The sequence below is a fragment of the Sphingopyxis sp. genome (assembly GCF_025869345.1).
In the GTDB taxonomy this organism is placed as follows: Bacteria; Pseudomonadota; Alphaproteobacteria; order Sphingomonadales; family Sphingomonadaceae; genus Sphingopyxis.
This window is the reverse complement of record NZ_JAOZVW010000146.1, coordinates 112509-131108: the sequence shown is the minus strand read 5'-3', so window position 1 is coordinate 131108 and position 18600 is coordinate 112509. Positions and strand designations below refer to the sequence as shown.

The 18600-nt window shown below is 65.9% G+C and carries 13 protein-coding genes; 7 read left to right on the top strand and 6 right to left on the bottom strand.

Annotated features, from left to right (window positions below):
* Positions 1–82 precede the first annotated feature (82 nt).
* Complete coding sequence (locus OJI97_RS16355; protein ID WP_297665230.1) at positions 83–1714, top strand: pectate lyase; 1632 nt, start codon at positions 83–85, stop codon at positions 1712–1714.
* Between the two features lie 18 nt (positions 1715–1732).
* Here OJI97_RS16355 and OJI97_RS16350 read toward each other — a convergent pair whose 3' ends face one another.
* Genes OJI97_RS16350 through OJI97_RS16340 form a run of 3 tightly spaced genes read right to left on the bottom strand, consistent with a single transcriptional unit; the run spans position 1733 to position 6649 of the window.
* The gene (locus OJI97_RS16350) at positions 1733–3136 is read right to left on the bottom strand and encodes a glycosyl hydrolase family 28 protein (protein WP_297665229.1); all 1404 of its coding nucleotides are present in this window, start codon (positions 3134–3136) and stop codon (positions 1733–1735) included.
* Positions 3137–3147: 11 nt separating this feature from the next.
* Positions 3148–5238: an acetylxylan esterase gene (locus OJI97_RS16345; RefSeq protein ID WP_297665227.1), complete on the bottom strand. Its 2091-nt coding sequence runs from the start codon at positions 5236–5238 to the stop codon at positions 3148–3150.
* 1 nt (position 5239) lies between these two features.
* Positions 5240–6649, bottom strand: coding sequence for a glycoside hydrolase family 28 protein (locus tag OJI97_RS16340; RefSeq protein WP_297665225.1), 1410 nt, complete (start codon positions 6647–6649; stop codon positions 5240–5242).
* 300 nt (positions 6650–6949) lie between these two features.
* Between OJI97_RS16340 and kduI the strand changes: the two genes are divergently transcribed.
* From kduI to OJI97_RS16320, 4 genes are read left to right on the top strand one after another with little or no spacing between them, the layout of a single operon-like run.
* The gene (kduI, locus tag OJI97_RS16335) at positions 6950–7786 is read left to right on the top strand and encodes a 5-dehydro-4-deoxy-D-glucuronate isomerase (RefSeq protein ID WP_297665223.1); all 837 of its coding nucleotides are present in this window, start codon (positions 6950–6952) and stop codon (positions 7784–7786) included.
* Positions 7786–8556: a 2-dehydro-3-deoxy-D-gluconate 5-dehydrogenase KduD gene (kduD, locus tag OJI97_RS16330; RefSeq protein WP_297665221.1), complete on the top strand. Its 771-nt coding sequence runs from the start codon at positions 7786–7788 to the stop codon at positions 8554–8556. The genes kduI and kduD overlap by 1 nt, the downstream gene beginning before the upstream one ends.
* 8 nt (positions 8557–8564) lie before the next feature.
* The gene (locus OJI97_RS16325; RefSeq protein ID WP_297665219.1) at positions 8565–9575 is read left to right on the top strand and encodes a sugar kinase; all 1011 of its coding nucleotides are present in this window, start codon (positions 8565–8567) and stop codon (positions 9573–9575) included.
* The gene (locus tag OJI97_RS16320) at positions 9562–11082 is read left to right on the top strand and encodes a carboxylesterase family protein (protein WP_297665217.1); all 1521 of its coding nucleotides are present in this window, start codon (positions 9562–9564) and stop codon (positions 11080–11082) included. The genes OJI97_RS16325 and OJI97_RS16320 overlap by 14 nt, the downstream gene beginning before the upstream one ends.
* A gap of 6 nt (positions 11083–11088) precedes the next feature.
* On the opposite strand, the gene OJI97_RS16315 is transcribed toward OJI97_RS16320, so the two are convergent.
* The 3 genes from OJI97_RS16315 to OJI97_RS16305 are packed head-to-tail and all read right to left on the bottom strand — an operon-like array spanning position 11089 to position 13855.
* A complete protein-coding gene (locus OJI97_RS16315) occupies positions 11089–12069 on the bottom strand; it encodes an alpha/beta hydrolase (RefSeq protein WP_297665215.1) in 981 nt (326 codons plus the stop codon).
* Complete coding sequence (locus OJI97_RS16310; protein ID WP_297665213.1) at positions 12066–12482, bottom strand: cupin domain-containing protein; 417 nt, start codon at positions 12480–12482, stop codon at positions 12066–12068. The genes OJI97_RS16315 and OJI97_RS16310 overlap by 4 nt, the downstream gene beginning before the upstream one ends.
* Positions 12479–13855, bottom strand: a complete 1377-nt coding sequence (locus OJI97_RS16305) for a pectate lyase (protein ID WP_297665210.1) — start codon at positions 13853–13855, stop codon at positions 12479–12481. Before OJI97_RS16305 ends, OJI97_RS16310 begins: the two co-directional genes overlap by 4 nt.
* Before the next feature lie 262 nt (positions 13856–14117).
* Between OJI97_RS16305 and OJI97_RS16300 the strand changes: the two genes are divergently transcribed.
* Together OJI97_RS16300 and OJI97_RS16295 are read left to right on the top strand one after the other, a co-directional pair.
* Positions 14118–16898, top strand: coding sequence for a TonB-dependent receptor (locus OJI97_RS16300; protein WP_297665209.1), 2781 nt, complete (start codon positions 14118–14120; stop codon positions 16896–16898).
* 81 nt (positions 16899–16979) lie between these two features.
* Positions 16980–18596, top strand: coding sequence for a family 43 glycosylhydrolase (locus OJI97_RS16295; RefSeq protein ID WP_297665207.1), 1617 nt, complete (start codon positions 16980–16982; stop codon positions 18594–18596).
* Positions 18597–18600 lie beyond the last annotated feature (4 nt).

Below are 18600 nucleotides of genomic sequence, written 5' to 3'. Positions count from 1 at the left end.
GTGCGCGACGCGGGGGGGGCGCCCGGGTGCGGGGCCCGCCCACGCTCGCCACCAACGACGAAACCGAAAGAGAGGAATGCCCATGGCTCGCAGGCTCGCCCGATCCCTTTGTCACGGCGCCCTGTGCGCCGCGCTCGTCGCAGGCGGGATGGCGGCTGCCACGCCGGCGCAGGCGCGGTCGGAGGCCGCGGCGCCGAGCCGCCAGCAGATCGAGGCGACGATGAAGCGCGCCACCCGCTTCATGGTCGAAAAAGTCTCTACCAATGGCGGCTATCTATGGTCCTACCTGCCCGACATGTCGCGCCGTTGGGGCGAGATGGAAGCCTATCCGACGATGATTTGGGTCCAGCCGCCGGGCACGGCGACGATGGGCAACCTGTTCCTCGACGCCTATCATGCGACGCACGACCAATATTATTACGATGCCGCCGCCAAGGCCGCCGACGCGCTGATTGCCGGACAGAAGCCCGAAGGCGGCTGGCATTATTTCATCGACCAGGCTGGCGAGGCATCGACCAAGCGCTGGTACGACACGATCGGCAAGAACGCGTGGCGGCTGGAGGAATTTCAGCATTATTGGGGCAACGCCACCTATGACGACGCCGGCACGTCCGAGGCGATGCAGTTCCTGCTGCGCATCTATGTCGAGAAACATGATGCGCGCTTCAAGCCCGCGCTCGACAAGGCGATCAACTTCGTCCTGAAGAGTCAATATCCGATCGGCGGCTGGCCGCAACGCTATCCCCCGGTGGAGAATGGCGGATTGCACGGCAAGCCCGATTATACGCGCTTCATCACCTTCAACGACGATGTCGCGGGCGAGAATATCAAGTTCCTGATCATGGTTCATCAAGCGCTTGGCGACGAGCGCGTGCTCGACGCGATCACCCGCGCCATGTCGGTCTATCTCGTCACGCAGCAGGGCCAGCCCCAGCCTGGCTGGGGGCTGCAGCACAGCCTCGACCTCAAGCCCGCGGGCGCGCGCACTTATGAGCCCGCAGCGCTCGCGACGCACGCGACCGCCGGGAATATCCAGCAACTGCTGAACTTCTACCGCCTCACCGGCGACACGAAATATCTCGCGCGCGTGCCCGAGGCGCTCGATTGGCTCGATTCGGTCAAGCTGCCGCCCGAACTGGTGAAGGACGGCAGGGCCTATCCGACCTTCGTCGAGATCGGGACCAACAAGCCGCTGTTCATCCACCGCACCGGCTCGAACGTCGTCAACGGGCATTATTTCGTCAACGACGATCCCACCAACACGGTGGGCCATTACAGCTCGACACGCGCTATCGATGTCGCGGGGCTGCGGCGCCAATATGAAGAATTGTCGAAGCTCTCGCCCGAGGACGCGAGCCGCGATTCGCCGCTCAGGAAGAAGGGCATCCAGCCGCTGCCGACCTATTTCCTGGCCGAGCTGGGCAAGGTTTCCGACCTCAATACCAGCCGCGCCGCGGAGTCTCCTGCGCAGCTGGTCGCGACGCTCAACAAGGCAAGCTGGTGGCCGACCGAACTCAAGGCGACGAGCAACCCCTATCGCGGCGATGGTTCGCCGCAGGTGCCGCCGGGCGATTTTCGTACCACGCGCGTCGGCGATTCGACCGACACGTCGCCCTATTATGCCGACAAGCCCGTCATCGGAATTTCGACCGGCACCTATATCGAACATATGTCGGCGCTGATCGCCGCGCTGGCGGCGGGCAGCGCCGAATAGGCACCGGGATCGGGCGCGTCAGTTGGGCGCGCCCGAAGATAGTCCGAGCCGATAGGGCGTCGTCGCCGCCTGCACGTCGGGTGGGCGGACCGTCGGGACCAGCGCCGCGGCGCCCTCCAGCCCCTTGCCGGTGACGTTGACCACCGCGACCTTGGACCCCGCGAAGACATTTACGTCGAGCCCCTCGAGCGCAACGCCCCGCATATTCGCCAGCGTGATGCCATGGCCGCAGGTGCCGCTGATCCCGCGCAGCGTGAAGCCTTCGAGCGGCTTGTCGGGGTGGATGTTCACCGCCTCGACCAGGATCGGCACGTCCTTCACGCGGATGCGCTCGAAGGTGAAGTTGCGCACGGCGGGGATGCCGTCGCGGCCGGGAACCGGGAATTGATCCTGCTTGCCGCTGTCGAGGAAATTGAGCCGCAGGAAACCATAGCCTGCGCCCGAGACGTCGAGGTCGCGCATCACGATGTCCTCGATGAACGCGCCGCGGCCCGGCCGGCTCTTGAGGTAGATCGCGAAAGTATGCGCGGCGAGGCATTGGCAGCGCTCGACCAGCACCCGGCGGATCCCGCCCGAGGTCTCGCTGCCGATGCCGATGCACGCCCAGCGCCGATCGCGAAACACGCAGTCGGTGATCGTCACGTCCTCGGTCGGCCGGCCGATGATGTTGCCTTCCATGCCGCGCCCGGACTTGAGCGAGATGCAGTCGTCGGCGGTGTCGAAGTCGCAATGGTCGATCACGACGCGGCGGCACGAATCAATGTCGATTCCGTCGGCATTGCCCACCACGGTAAGCCTGCGGAACACCGCGTCGTCGCAATAGACCGGGTGGATCGACCACATGTCGTTCTGTTCGGTGTGGAGATCGGTGACGCTGAGCCCCCGCACCTCGATAAATTCCATCAGCGCGGGGTGGCGCAGTCCAGCCTTGCTGACGCGGCCGTGGATTTCCTTCGACGCGGCAATCCGGCCTTTGCCGGTCACGGCCACGTTGCGCGCATCCTGCGCCCAGACCAGACCGGTGTAGCCCGGCACCCAGCGGCCTTCCCAGCGCACCTGCACGATCGGGAAGTCGGCGAGGTTGGGCGAGCCCTGGAGCACCGCGTCCTCGGCGATGTGCAGCGTCGTGTTCGAGCCGATCCGCAGCGCGCCGGTGAGCCAGGTACCGGCGGACAGCACCACTTCGCCGCCGCCCATCACGGCGCAGCGATCGAGCAGCTGTTGGAGCGCGACGGTATCTTTGGTGACGCCGTCGCCCTTCGCGCCGAAGTCGCGCGGATCTAGCGTCATGCCCGTGCCGCGCGTGGCGGGCTTGACGGGGAGCTTGGGCAGGGCGGTCTGTGCGGAGACGGGCGAGGCCAGCGTGGCGGCAACCGACCCGCCGACCGCGGCGGCGAGGAAGGAGCGGCGATCGGCGTGCATGGCGGGTCTCGTCAGCGGCTGGAGGGAGGCAGGATCGGATCGCGTGCGCCGCGCATGATCAGGCGCGGCGAGGGCGACAGGATCGTGGCAACGTCGGCGGCCTTGAGCGGCTCGCCCACGCTGTTGACCGGGCTGACCAAAGTCACCTTGCTGCCGAGAGCCGCGATCAGATCGGGCAGATCGTAACGTGCGAGCACGCCGGGCAGGTTCACTTCGGCCATGTCGCGGCTGATCGGGCGCAGCACGAAGTCGCGGTAGCTGAGAATGCCGCCGTCGGCGGTGACGGACGCCACGCGCGGGTCGAGCACGCCGACGTGGAGCGCCACGGGGGCAAGCGCGCCCGTGCCATAGACGCTCAATGCGCGGGCATCGACCTCGGGGCGCGCCGCGAGCCAGTTGAGCGCGGTCAGCGCGTCGTCGGCGCGTATGCCGACCGGCGTTTCTCCGACCAGCAGCGCGCGGAGCGACAGCAGGGTCCAGTCGCCGGTAAGCACCGACTTGATCTCCTCGGTGCCGCCCGAGCCTGCGGGCTCGATCGCCAGCACGTTCCATCCCGCCTGGGTCCAGTGTTCGAGCAGTCCGCCGGGTGCGGAGAGCGCCCGCAGCGGCTGGCTCGACAGGAAGAGCATCGTCGGATGCTTTCCGCCTGTGCCTGCGCGGGCATAGACGCTGTCGACATCGAGGTCCGGCGCGGCGTGGAAGGAGATGTTGGTCAGCGTGTAGCCGGAGCGCGCTTCGGGCGTGCCTTCACTGACTGCGGATACGGTGGCGCCGCTCTTCACCTGGGCGCGCGTGATGTCGCGGATCGCGACACGCAGCCGTTCGAGCCGCGCCGCGGGCATCTCGCCGACGGGGATGGGTGGCGTCGGAATCTCGCGTGCTATCATTGCGTGCAGCGTATCACCGCCGCCCGAGGTGACGAGCTGGCCGGTCGAGGTCGCCCATAGCCGCGAGGGATCGCCGGCGGGCACCGCATCGAGCGCGGGCTCGCCGGGCGCATCCTTCAGCCAGCGGTTGAAGAAGCCGATGATCCTGGGGGCGATCGGCCCCAGATTGCCGTGGGGGCCAGGCCCTTCGATCATCGTGATTTTATCGGCGGCGCCCATCACGTCGTAGAAGCGGCGCGCCTCGGCATAGGCGGCGCGGGCGCCCGCGATCGGGAACATATCCTCGGTGGTCGAGACGATTGCATAGGGGCGCGGGGCGGCGGCCTCCACCCAGTCGGGAATGTCGAGCCCGCGATCGAGGAAGAAGGGGATCGATTGTTCGGCGTCCTGCGCACCGGGGCCACCGGGGCCGAGCAGATGATCGAAATCATTGATGTAGCAGGCCGTCGCGGTCGCCTTGATGCGCGGGTCGAGCGCGGCGAGGTAGGCGGTCATCGTGCCGCCGCCCGAGCAGCCGAAGGCGCCGATCCGCTGGTCGTCCACCTCATCGCGCTGCATCAGCAAGTCGACGCCGCGCATTGCGTCCTGGATGAAGAAGCGCGAGACATGCCCGCCGGTGGGCAGCGCCTGACCGAACGCCATCGAATGTTCGCCGGTCGGCCGGCCGACCTTCGATGCGCCGATCTCGGGATCGTAGAACTGGATGCGCTCGCCTTCGCCGACGATGTCGATCGCGAGCACGACGAAGCCCGTGCGGGCGAGGTTGACCGCGAAGCCCGTGCCGCTGAGCCGCCCATCGACGCCGTGGCCCGGCTGGGTGATGATCGCGGGGAAAGGGCCCTTGCCCTCCGGCAAATAGAGGTTCGCGGTGACGCGATAGCCGGGCAGGCTCTCGTACCAGAGATTCTCGACGCGATAGCCTTCACCGGTGCTGCGGCCGGTGACTTCGAACCGCACCGGGCCGGCGGCATGTTCGAACTGGATCATCTCCGAAAGCAGCGCGCGCACCCGCACCTGGCGGCGGCGGGCCTCCTCGGGCGTGGCGATCGCGGCGACCGTGGCGGCGCGCGCCTGGGTCTTCTCGTCAGCGATCCGGGTGAGATGCGCGATCAACCGGTCGCGCGGGCTGGGCGCGGTCGCCTGCTGGGCGGCGGCGGGCGTCGCCAGCCAGAGTATCGTGCCGAGCGCGGCCGAGAGGTGGAACATTGCCTTCATTTCAGCCGTCCCTGTCCGCCGGCGCAACGACGCCGCCTGGCGTCGGGCCGGATACCGGCTGGCCGTTGCGGCGGACATTCTCATAGCGGAGTCCTTCGACATGGGCGACGATGTCGGGCTCGGCGGCGCGCACTACGGCGCAGTCGACCAGCCTTATGTCGCGGATCGGCGCGTTGGCGAACCCCTGAAGGTCAAGCACGCGCTGGCAGCGACCGACGAGCAGCCGTTCGATCGTCAGCCCGCGAAAGACCGGCGTGAAACTTCCCCTGGCGCCTTCGCCATAATTATAGTCGATGGTGATCGCCGCGCGGCCCACCTGGCCCACAGTGACGTTGCGAATATGGATGTTTTCCAGCGTACCGCCGCGCGCCGCGTTGTTCTTGAAGCGGATTGCGGTGTTGAGTCGCGGGCTGTCCATCCGGCAATTCTCGACGAAGATATTGCGCACGCCGCCGCTGATCTCGCTGCCCAGCGTCACGCCGCCGTGGCCGTCGGCCATCGTGCAGCCCGATATGATCACATTCTCGGTCGGCTGGTTGAGGCGGCGCCCGTCGGCGTTGCGGCCCGACTTGATCGCGATGCAGTCGTCGCCCGTGTCGAACAGGCAGTTCTCGATCAGGACATCGCGGCAACTCTCGGGATCGCAGCCGTCGTTGTTGGGGCCGTGGCTCGAAATGGTGAGGCCGCGCACCGTCACATTCTCGCACTCGACCGGGTGAATCTCCCACATGGGCGAGCGGATGATCGTGAGGCCTTCGATCAGCACGTTACGGCAGCGATAGGGCTGGATGAATTGCGGACGGATGGTCGAATCCGGTCCGAACACGCGCTCGGCCACGGGCACGCCCTCTTCGGCTACTCGCTTAAGTCGCGCGTCGTCGCTTTCCGGTCCATCGGCGGGGGAGCGTTTCCAGGGCCACCAATGCGCGGCGTCCGCCTGTCCGTCGAGGATGCCGTGCCCGGTGATCGCGATATTTTCGCAATCGACCGCGTAGATGAAGGGCGAGATGCCCATCAGTTCATTGCCCTCGAAGCGGGTCAGGACCGGTGGGAAATAATGCGCGGGATCGGTGGAGAAGCGGACGATGCTCTCACGGTCGATATGCAATTCGACATTCGAGCGCAGATGGATCGGTCCGGTGAGCCAGGTTCCGCCCTCTACCACCACGCGCCCCCCGCCCGGTGCCTTCGAAGCGGCCTCGATTGCTTTGGCGAAGGCTTCGGTCGCCAGGGTCCTGCCGTCGGGCAATCCGCCGAACTGCTGTGGAGTGAAGCGGTTTGCGCGCGGGAAACGCGGCGGCGCGATGCGGCGCCGGATCGCGGCTGCGGCCGCCCAGGAGTCATCTTCGTCCGCCGCGGCCCGCGCATCGCGCGGTGTCAGCAGCGCAAGGAGGCCCGGAATTCCGCCCATAAAGCTGCGGCGACTGGCGGCGAAACGGGATGGCATCGATCGGGCGTCCCTTGCAAGATATAGGCGTGGAGAAAGGCGAGGGAATGCTATCTGGCAAATTAAAGACACCGGTGTCAATGCTATGCTGTAAATTGCGATCGAGACCGGCCTCAAGGCTGACGGCTCGCCGCGGCTGGCTAACCGGCCGCGATTGGGGGGAGGGCGGCACTCGATCGCGCGGATGCAGGAAAAGGCGATATTGACACCGGTTACCCTGATGTCTAACCTTATCCCGAAGTCAGAAATTCATGAGGATGAACCATGTTCTGTAAGACCTATCACGCGACGCACCCCGACATGATGGAGGATGTATCGAACGACGAATTGCGCGCGCGCTATCTCGTTTCGGGGATGTTCGAGGACGGCAAGGTCAACCTCAATTATTCGCACAATGAACGCTTCGTCATCGGCGGCGCTGTGCCGAAGGGAGGGGCGCTGCCGCTTCCCGGGCAGAGCGAGCCCGCGTCGGCGGCGGGGCATCCCTTCCTCGAACGGCGCGAGATGGCCGCGGTCAACATCGGCACCGACGGCGCGATCAGCGTCGATGGCCAGCGCTTCGAGATGAAGAACAAGGAATGCCTCTATATCCCGATGGGGTCGAAGGAGGTGGTTTTCGAGGGCGAGGGCGCGCGCTTCTATCTGGCGTCGCTGCCCGCGCACAAGGTCTGCCCGATCAAGCATGTCACGCTCGACCAGGCGAACCCGCTCGCGCGCGGCGACCTCGCCAATTCGAACCAGCGGACGATCTATCAGCTCGTGATTCCCGGCGTGTGCGAGAGCGCGCAATTGCTCCTCGGCCTGACGGTGCTCGAAGAGGGGAGCGTGTGGAACACGATGCCGCCGCATCTTCACGACCGGCGCAGCGAGATTTATCTCTATTTCGATCTGCCCGAAGAGAATGACCGCATTTTCCACTATATGGGCGAGCCCGACAGCATGCGGCACATCGTGATCGGGAACGAGGAAGCGGTGATCAGCCCGCCCTGGTCGATCCACATGGGATCGGGGACGAAGAAATATGCCTTCATCTGGGCGATGGGCGGCGAGAATCTCGACTATACCGACATGAACGTTCTCGACATCTGCCAGCTCAAGTGATGGCCGGCATGTTCGATCTTTCGGGCAAGGTCGCCCTCGTCACCGGCGCCAACACCGGCATCGGGCAGGGCATCGCTTGCTCGCTCGCCGAAGCGGGGGCGGACATCGCCGCCGCCGGCCGGTCGCCGGCCGACGAGACGGTGGACAAGGTCCGCGGCCTTGGCCGCAGGGCCGGGAATTTCAGCGCCGACCTGTCGAGTGTCGGCGTGGTGCAGCCGCTCGTCGATGCGGTGCTGGGTGAGTTCGGGCGTATCGACATCCTCGTCAACAACGCCGGTATCATCCGCCGCGCCGATGCGGTCGACTTCACCGAGGCCGATTGGGACGCGGTGATGGACACCAATTTGAAGACGCTCTTCTTTCTCTGTCAGGCGGTGGGCAGGCACATGATCGCGCGCATCGAAAAGGAAGGGGGTTCGGGCAAGATCATCAACATCGCCTCGATGCTCACTTTCCAGGGCGGCATCCGCGTGCCGAGCTATACCGCGTCGAAATCGGGCGTCGGCGGGCTGACCAAGCTGCTTGCCAACGAATGGGCGGCGAAGGGCATTCAGGTCAACGCGATTGCGCCAGGCTATATCGCGACGAACAACACCGCCGCGCTGCAGGCGGACGAGACGCGCAACCGTCAGATCGTCGAGCGTATCCCGGCGGGGCGCTGGGGCGACCCCGCCGACATCGGCGGCGCTGCGGTCTTCCTCGCCTCGTCCGCGTCGGACTATGTTCAGGGCCACATCCTCGCCGTCGACGGCGGCTGGCTCGCGCGCTAGGCTGACCCATGTCCGGCCGTCTTGTCTTCTTCGGCGAACTGCTGATCCGTCTGACGGCGCCGGGCAACGAACTGCTCATGCAGTCGCCGTCGCTGGCGCTGCACGTCGGCGGGGCCGAGGCGAATGTCGCCATCGGGCTCGCGCATCTGGGCCATGATTGCGCGATGGTCAGCCATATTCCCGACAATGCGCTGGGTCGCGGCGCAGTGGCGGCGGTGCGCGGCGCAGGCGTCGATTGCACCGCCGTCACGCCTCGTCCGGGGCGCATGGGGCTCTATTTCCTCAGCGTCGGCGCGGGGCTGCGGGCATCCGAAATCGTCTATGACCGTGCCGGGTCGAGTTTCGCCGCGAGCGGCGCAGAAGATTATGACTTCGACCGATTGCTGAAAGGCGCACGGCTTCTCCACCTTTCGGGCATCACCCCGGCGCTCGGGCCGCGTTCGGCCGAAGCGGCGCTCGCTGCGGCGCGCGCGGCGAAGCGGCTCGGCGTGCCGGTCAGCTTCGACGGCAATTATCGTGCGATGCTGTGGGAGGCGTGGGACAGCGATCCGCGCGCCATTCTGTCCGAACTGATCGGCGCCGCCGATATCCTTTTCGGCAACCACCGCGATCTGTCGCTGGTTCTCGGCCGGCCGTTCAGCGGCGAGGGCGAGGAGCGGCGGCGCGAAGCCGCGGAGGCGGGTTTCGCGGCTTTCCCCGGCTTGCAACTCATCGCGTCGACCGCGCGCCATACGGTCACCGCCGACCACCATCGCATCGCGGCGCGCGTCGATCTGCGCGAAGGGGCGCACCAGACGGACGAGATCGACGTAACCGGCATCGTCGATCGCATCGGCGCCGGCGACGCCTTTGCCGCGGGTGTGCTCCACGCGCATCTGGCAGACGGGGGCGCGAAGATGATGGCCGAAACCGGGCTCGCGCTCACTTGCCTCAAACATTCGCTGCCGGGCGACGCGAGCCGCTTCGGGCAGGCCGACATCGACGCCTTCCACGGCGGCGGGCTCGATGTCCGGCGTTGAAGACGTCAGTCGCCGCGCGCTGCTCGGCGGGGCGCTTGCTATCGGACTGACCGGACCGATGCGGTCGGTCGCCGCGCGGGTGGGTGCCGGTCTGACCATTTGGGTGGAGGCGCCCGACGGGCGTTATCAAAGCCGGGCCTGTAATGGTGCGCCACTTGCGCATTGTTTCGCGGGCATCCGCTACGGCCGCGCGGCGCGGTTTCGGGCGCCGGTGGCGACTCTGAAGGCAGAGCAGATGCCCGCGGCCGCCTTTGGCCCCGTTTGCCCGCAGCGGGGCGACCGCTACCAGCCGCAATCCGAAGACTGCCTGTTCCTCAACGTCTGGACGCCATCGACCGGGTCGAAGGTGAAGCGTCCGGTCATGGTCTATTTCCACGGCGGCGCCTATTCGACCGGCAGCGTGACCGATCCGATCAACGACGGCGCCCGCCTCGCGGCGCGCGGCGACGTGGTCGTCGTCACCGTCAATCACCGTCTCAACGCACTCGGCTATCTTTATCTGGCGCGGCTCGACCCGCGTTTTCCCGATAGCGGCAACGCGGGGCAGCTCGACCTGATCCTCGCGCTCCGGTGGATCCACCGCAACATCGCGGCCTTCGGCGGCGATCCGGGCAATGTCACCCTGTTCGGCCAGTCGGGCGGCGGCGCGAAGATCGCGACGCTGATGGCGATGCCCGAGGCGCAGGGGCTGTTCCACAAGGGGATCACGATGAGCGGGCAGCAGGTTACTGCCTCGGGCCCGCTCAACGCGACCAAACGTGCCGAGGCCTTTCTCGCGAAGCTCGGCAAAGACGTCGACCCAGCGACCGCGCCGGTCGAACGCATAGTCGCGGCGCTCTCCGCGCCCGACCCGGTCCTCGGCGGCGGGCTCTATATGGGGCCGGTGCTCGACATGGTGCATCTGACCCGGCATCCCTTCTGGCCCGATGCCGCGCCGCAATCGTTGGGCATTCCGATGATGCTCGGCAACGCGATGATGGAAACGCGGGCCTTTTATGCGCCCGATAGCCGACAACTCGGGGGGCTCGATTTCGGCAATCTTGCCGCGCGCATCGCGCCCGAGATGCGGATCGACATTCATCCCGAATGGGTCGTGGCGCAGTTCCGCGCGCGCTATCCCGATGCGGCTCCGCTCGAGCTTTTTCACCGCATCGTTACCGCAGCCCGAAGCTGGCGCGGACAGGTCGAGGAGGCCGAAGCGCGGGCAAGGGCAGGGGCGCCGGCGTTCGTCTACCAGCTCGATTTCGGGGATGCGAAGCACACCGACGACATCGGCCTCAGCTTCGGAACCATTCCCGATCCGACGGCGGCGCAGCAGGCGATGAGCGACGTTGTAATGGACGCCTTCGTTCGCTTCGCGCGGACGGGCGATCCGGGCTGGCCGGCCTATGATCTCGCAAAGCGGCAGACGATGATCTTCGATAGCGAAAGCCGCGTGGAAGGCGATCCGCGCCGATGGGAGCGCGAACTGTTCGCGCGGGTGCCCTATATCCAGCCTGGGACGTAAACCCCGTCAGACCATCCCATGGCTGCCGAGCCAATTCCACAGCAGGTCGGGCCAGATCGCGACCGGTAGGCCCGCTGTTTTCATCAGTCCGAAGCCATGCTTGCCGTGCTCGAAGAAATGGCTTTCGCACGGTGTGCCCACCGCGCGCGTAGCCGCACGCAAGCGCACGCTGTTCTCGGCCGTGACGGTATCATCGTCCTCGGCGTGGAGCAGGAACAGTGGCGGCTGATCGGGACGGGCCTTGCGGTCAGGTGAATAAAGCGCCGCCCGTGCCGCGTCGGGCGCGGCGCCGAGCAGCTTCTCGCGGCTCCCCGGATGGGCGATTGCCGGATCCATCGACACCACCGGGTAGATACCGGCCAGCGCATCGGGGCGTGCGGGCAGCGTGTCGGCGGCGCCGACTGCTTCATAGACGCTGGCGTCGAAGCGTGTCAGCAGGCTGGTCGCGACATGGCCGCCCGCCGAAAAGCCGCCGAAGGCGACGCGGGTCGGGTCGATGCCGTCGGCGCCCGCGCGACTACGCACGAGTCGTACCGCGCGCTGCGCGTCGGCGAGCGGGACGTCGGCGCCGTCGGCCCAGCCATCGCCGGGCAGACGATAGAAGAGGACGTAGGCGGTAACGCCGCGCGCCGCGAGCCAGCGCGCGAGTTCATAGCCTTCCTTGTCGATCACCACATAGCGATAGCCGCCGCCGGGCGCGAGAATCATGGCGGCCCCGTTGGGATTGGCCGGGCGGAAGATGTCGAGCCGCGGCCGGACGATATGTTCGAGCATCCGGTCGCTGGCCTGGGGATCGTCGCTACGCTGGACGACGCGCTCGGCGAGGCCGACGGGCACCCGAAGATGATCGTCGGGCCAGAGCGGGATGCTTGCGTCGGGCGCGACGCCAGCCGGCCGCGTCCAGCCCTTCTTCGCTTCGGTTGCGGCGGCGCTCGCCAGCGGCAGCGCGAGGCCGGCGGCGAGCAGGTCGCGGCGGCCGAGCGTCATTGTCCGGCCAGCGGCGGATTGGGGTAAGCGATGATCAGCACCAGCGGCTCGCTTCCCGTTTGACGGATGCCGACCTCTGCGCCCTTGTAGAGCCATGCCGCCAGACCCGGCTTCAGCGCTTTCTCCTCGCCGTCCGAATGGACGATCCCCGTGCCCGAAACGACATAATAGATTTCGTCGTGGGCGATCGGATGCACGCCGATCGCGGCGCCGACATGGAGCGCGCGCTTCCTGAATTCGAAGCTTCGCGGCGCGGGAACGCTGTCGCTGATCCGCCACGCCGTCGACATGCCGATGGCGCCGTGGGGTGGCGCTTCCTCGCGCACCGTCGCCGTCTCGTCGATCACGACCATCGCCGGGGCGGGGGCGGGTGCCGCCGCGCCGCCGAGCAGCAGCGCGAATAGCGCGCTCATTTGACGCCTCCGCGAGAATCGAGGTCGCGTGCCGACAGATGCTCCTGCGGCATCGGCGCGGTCTGCGCCGGATAGCGGCCCGACTTCGGCTCCATCGTCGCGAGGTTCCAGTCGGCCTCGACGAAGGGTGCGCGCACCGGCGCTCCGACCTTTGGATAGGCGCTCACCTGCTTTTCGTCGTCGATGATGTCGCCGCGCCCTTCGGCGACGAAAAAGAGGATACGGATTTCCTCGTCATCGCGCGCCCATGGCCGCGCTCCGGCGCTCGCCAGAGCCGAGGTTTCGACGTCACGCGTCGGCAAAATGTCATAGCCTGCGACCGGAGCGAGTGGCGCCTTGGCGCGGATCATCTCGGCGCGCGTTTCGCCATAGCGGCCGAATTCGGGGAGCGGATTGCCGTGGCGATCGACCGCCAGATTATCCTTGCCATAATATTGCAGGTCGCCGTCGCCGCCCAGCATCAGAAAGGGCAGGCCTTCGTCGGTGTCGTTTCCGCCGCGCATGACGTTACCGATCGCGGTGATCTCGCCCGTGACATAGTCGTGCCCGACCCACTCGAGATTCATCAGATTATAATGCACCGCGCGGTGCCCGGGGTTGTAGATCAGATTGTTGATCATCAGCACCTGCGCTCCGCCCTTCACCAGCGGCGCGCGCTCGACATTATGCGCCCAGATGTTGCGGTAGAAGACGATGCCGGTGGTGTTGTCGTGGACGAGCGAGCCCTTGCTGTGCTCGCCCTTCGGATGGCTCGCATCGGCGAGCCCCTCGGCGGCGAGATTGTTCGAGAAGGTGATGTCGTGGCTCGTGTTCTTTCGCCACTCGGCGACGGTCTTGCCGTCGAAGCGCGGACCCGATGCCGACATATTCTCGTCGATCGCCCACAGGAAGGTGCAATGATCGACCACGACATTATACGCGCCGACGGTCGAAAAGGCATCGGCCTCCCATCCGCTACGCTTCGGCTGGCCATCGGCGCCGGTATAGACGCGCAGATGGCGCATGATCACATCGTGGGTCTTGAGGTCGATGCCGGTGCGGATCAGCGTGATGCCTGGTCCCGGCGCAGTCTGGCCGGCAATGGTCAGATAGGGTTCGGTGATCGTCAGCGTCGTGCGGCCGAGGTCGATCACGCCGCCGACTTCGAACACGACGATGCGTGGCCCCTTGGCTTCGACCGCCGCCTTGAACGACCCGGGGCCATCGGGGGCGAGGGTGGTGACGCGGATGATCTTGCCCCCGCGGCCACCCGGGGTCTGCGCTGCAGGGCCTACGGCGCCGGGAAAGGCGGTGGCCGACTCGGCCGCGGTCGCGGGGCTCGCGGGAAGCGCCGGCGCCAGCAAAAGCGCCGCCAGCCAAAGCGTTTTCAGCATCCTATTCTCCCAAATTCAGACTCGTCGATTGGGGTCTTGACATAGACGGCCATATCCTTCAATCATTTTTGACACCGGTTACCTAAAGCCGGTCAACACAGATGGAGTCGTGGGAAGAGGACGCCTCGCCAGCCGCAAGGGCGGCGGCCGTCGGCATGCTCATCTCGCAAATTCGGATGGTCAATCAATCGGCCGTTCAACAAGGTAACCGGTGTCATTTCTTGCCACGAGCAGAAAGATGCCGCGATAAGGGAGGATGATGATGGCTATTCAGATGGCGCGGGGCATTCGCACGCTCGGCAGGCTCGCTTGCGGCGCATCGCTCGCCGCGCTCGCAGTAGCGCCCGCTTGGGGACAGGAAGCGGTGCCCGCCGATACGGCGGCCGATGGGGGGCAGGACGAGATCGTCGTCACCGGCTTTCGCCAGTCGCTTCAGGCCGCACTCAACGTCAAGCGCGATTCGGTCGCCGCGGTCGATGCGATCGTCGCCGAGGACATCGCCAAATTCCCCGACCAGAATCTCGCCGAATCGCTTCAGCGCATACCCGGTATCTCGATCCAGCGCGATGGCGGCGAAGGCCGTGCGATCACCGTCCGCGGGCTGGGCGCGCAATTCACGCGCGTCCGTCTGAACGGCCTCGAAACCGTTGCAACCTCAACCGACGGCGCTTCGTCGAACCGCGACCGCGCCTTCGATTTCAACGTCTTCGCATCCGAACTGTTCAGCAGCATCGTCGTCCATAAAACGGCCGAAGCCTCGCTAGACGAAGGCTCGCTCGGCGCGGTGGTCGACCTCAACACCGGCAATCCGCTCGGCGGCAAGGCGGGACTGCACGGCGCGCTGTCGCTCGTCGGATCGTATAACGACCTGTCGAAGGATCTGGGCCCGCGCGTCGCCGGGCTGCTGAGCTGGCGCAACGACGCCGGGACGTTCGGCGCCTCGGTTTCGGCCGCCTATTCGAAGCAGAACACGCTCGAACTCGGCAACAACAGCGTGCGCTGGGCGCAGGCCAAGTTCCGGTCGGTCGATGGCGTCTCCTGCGCAGCGGCCAATGCGACCTGCGATCCCGTTTCGCTCGCCTTTCACCCGCGCATTCCGCGCTACGGCGAAATCGCGCATCGCCGCGAGCGGCTCGGCCTGACCGGATCGGTGCAGTTCGCACCGACCGATGCGACCAAAATCTCGATCGACGCGCTCTATTCGCGCTTCCGCGAGGATCGCGAAGAAAAATGGGGCGAGGTGCTGCTCCGATCGAACGAGAAGAATTTCGACGTCCTCAACCCGGTCATCGACAGCAACAATAATCTGATTTCGGCGACCTTCAACAACGCCTATGTCCGCACCGAACATTATCTGCGCCAGAGCCAGACCGAATTCTACCAGATCGGCGGGTCGTGGGACCAGGACATCGGCGACAGCTTCCGCTTCACGCTGCTCGGCGGCTTTTCCAAGTCCGACGCCAACATTCCGGTGGAAACGACGGTGGCGTTCGACGATCGCGATGCGCAGGGCTATTCCTACGATTACAGCGACATGAAGAGTCCGCTCCTGACTTTCGGCACCGACGTCACCGACCCGTCGAATTTCCAGCTCGCCGAAATCCGCGACCGCCCGTCGAACGTCACCAACAAGTTCAAGACGGCACAACTCCGTACCGAATGGGACGTGGCCGACGGGTTCCAGATCAAGGCCGGCGGGATGTGGCGCCGCTTCAACTTCGACACGGTCGCTTTCACGCGCGATACCGTGGTCTGCGGCAGCAGCGGCCCCGACAATGTGCTCGGCACCATCACCTGCTCGTCCTCCGTATACGGTTTCCCGGTGACGAGCGAGCTTTCCGACCTGTTCACGCTCGGCCGCTCGGGACAGCCCGCGGGCAACAGCAACCAGTGGGTGATCGCCAATTTCCCGGCGGCGACCGACTACACCCATTTGTACGATCGCACCGCCAATCCCGACATCGGCAACACGCGTTCGGTGCAGGAAACGACCTCGGGCGGCTATCTGCAGTTCGACGCGAAGGGGGAATTGCTCGGCCTGCGCTACGCCGGCAATGCGGGTATTCGCTATGTCCGGACGGCGCAGGTGTCTTCGTCGGGATCGGGCGTCACGGTGCGCCGTCACTATGACGACTGGCTGCCGTCGTTCAACATTGCGCTGTTCCCCACCGACGACGTGATCGTCCGCGGCGCGATCGGCAAGGTGATCACCCGGCCGAGCTTCGGCAACCTCAATCCCAGCGGTTCGATCGACGGCTTCAACTACAAGGCGACCTATGGGAACCCCTATCTCGATCCGTATCGCGCGACCAATTTCGACGCCGGGATCGAATGGTATTTCGCGCCGCAGGCGGTGCTGTCGATCGCCGGTTTCATCAAATCGATCGACAGTTTCCCCGTGTCGGGCACCTACAGCGCGACGCTGGCCCAACTGGGCCTCGACAAGAGTGCGCTGCTGCCCAGCTCGCCAGCCTACATCAATTTCGACCCGAACCAGCAATATGTCGTCTCCGCGCAGGTCAACGGCAAGGGCGCGAAGCTGAAGGGGGTCGAACTGGCGGCACAGGTGCCGTTCAGCGCCTTCGTCGATCAGGGCTTCATCAGCCATTTCGGCATTCTCGCCAACGCGACGTTCATCTCGTCGAAGGCCGATTATACCGTCCAGGGACCGGCGGTCGTTCCGGGCGGTCCGCTGATCTCCGAGACGCGGTCCACGACGCTGTTCGGCGTGTCGAAGCGCGCCTATAACGGCACGCTCTATTATGACGACGGTGCGTTCAGCGCGCGCGTGTCGGCAAGCTATCGCAGCCGCTATGTCGATGCGAACAGCGGCACCGGCAACATCTTCGAAGGCTATGGCGCGACTTGGAATATGGATGCGTCGGTTCGCTACAAGCTGACCGAATGGGTCGAGCTATCGGTTGAGGGCAACAACCTGCTCGACACCTATCGCTATCGCTTCACCGATTTCGATGCCGACCGCAGTTACGAGAATAATCACTTCGGCCGCACCATCCTGTTCGGTGCGCGCTTCAAGATGTGATGCCGAACGAATAGTCCCGGAAAAGAACCCGGTCTTCCTGCGCGAGGGCCGGGTCTTTTCTTTGGCGGAGGAGGAAACACCATGGCCGATCGCCGCGAAGTGCTAAAACTGGCGGGAGCCGCTTTGCTGTCGGCCGGGTTCGGCGCCCCTTCCGGCGGCGCGGCAGCGGTGCCTGCCGGTTCGGACGGCGTATCCGCCCAAACCGGACCGGGCCGGGGCCGGGGGGCCGATGGCCAGCGCCGGGCCGACCGCGGCGACGGCAGTTTCCTCAACCCCGTCATGGCCGGCGACCATCCCGATCCGTCGATCCTGAAGGATGGCGACGATTATTACATGACCTTCTCGACCTTCGATTCCTATCCCGGACTGGTCATCTGGCATTCGCGCGACCTGGTGAACTGGCGTCCCATCGGACCCGCGCTGACGCGCAACATCGGATCGGTCTGGGCGCCCGAACTGTGCAAGCACGCCGGGCGCTATTTCCTCTATGTTCCGACCAAGGGACCGAACACGAGCTGGGTGATCTGGGCCGACCGGATCGAGGGGCCGTGGAGCGACCCCATCGACCTCGATCTGCCGCATCATATCGACCCCGGCCACGCGGTCGGCGAGGATGGATCGCGCTGGCTGTTCCTGTCGGGCGGCGACCGGGTTCGTCTGGCCGACGACGGGCTGTCGCGGGTCGGCGAACCCGAACATGTCTATGACCCCTGGCGCTACCCCGCCGACTGGGTGGTCGAAGGCTTTTCGCCCGAAGGGCCGAAGATCGCCCGTCGCGGCGACTGGTTCTATCTCGTCACGGCGGTGGGCGGGACCGCGGGGCCGCCCACCGGCCATATGGTCATCGTGGCGCGTTCGCGCTCGATCCACGGGCCGTGGGAAAATTGCCCCGACAATCCGATCGTCCGCACCCTTTCATCCGAAGAAGCCTGGTGGTCCCGGGGGCACGCGACATTGATCGAGGGGCCGAGCGGCGATTGGTGGAGCGTCTACCACGGCTATGAAAAGGGATTTTGGACGCTGGGGCGCCAAACCCTGCTCGATCCGGTGACGTGGACCGATGACGGCTGGCCGCGGATGACCGGCGGCGACCTGTCGCAGCCGATCGCCAAGCCGGAGGGCGGAACGCCCGGGCCGCACGGCATGGCGCTGTCGGACGATTTCTCTTCGCTGGCGCTCGGTTCGAAATGGAATTTCTTTAAGCCCGCCGCGGACGAGAGCACCCGCGCGACGTTGGGCGAAGGGGCGCTGCTGCTGGCGGCGCGCGGGCGGGCGCCGTCCGATTCATCGCCGTTGCTGCTGATCGCGGGCGATCGTTCCTACAGCTTCGAATGCGATATCGAGATCGATCCGGGGGTCACCGCCGGGCTGATCCTTTTTTACGACGAGCATCTCTATTGCGGCCTCGGTTTCGATGCGGAGCGCTTCGTCACGCATCAATATGGGATGGAACGGGGCAGGCCCGCCAATCCCCATGGCCGCCGGATGCGGCTGCGCGTGACCAACGATGCTCATATCGTCACCTTCGATACCAGCGGCGACGGTGGGAGGAATTGGGCGCGCTTCGATCGCGGGATGGAAGTGTCGGGCTATCACCACAATGTCCGCGGCGGTTTCCTGATGCTGCGCCCGGGCCTTTATGCCGCGGGCGCGGGGCAGGCGCGCTTCCGCAATTTCCGCTTTCGCGCGCTCGGTTAGGGGC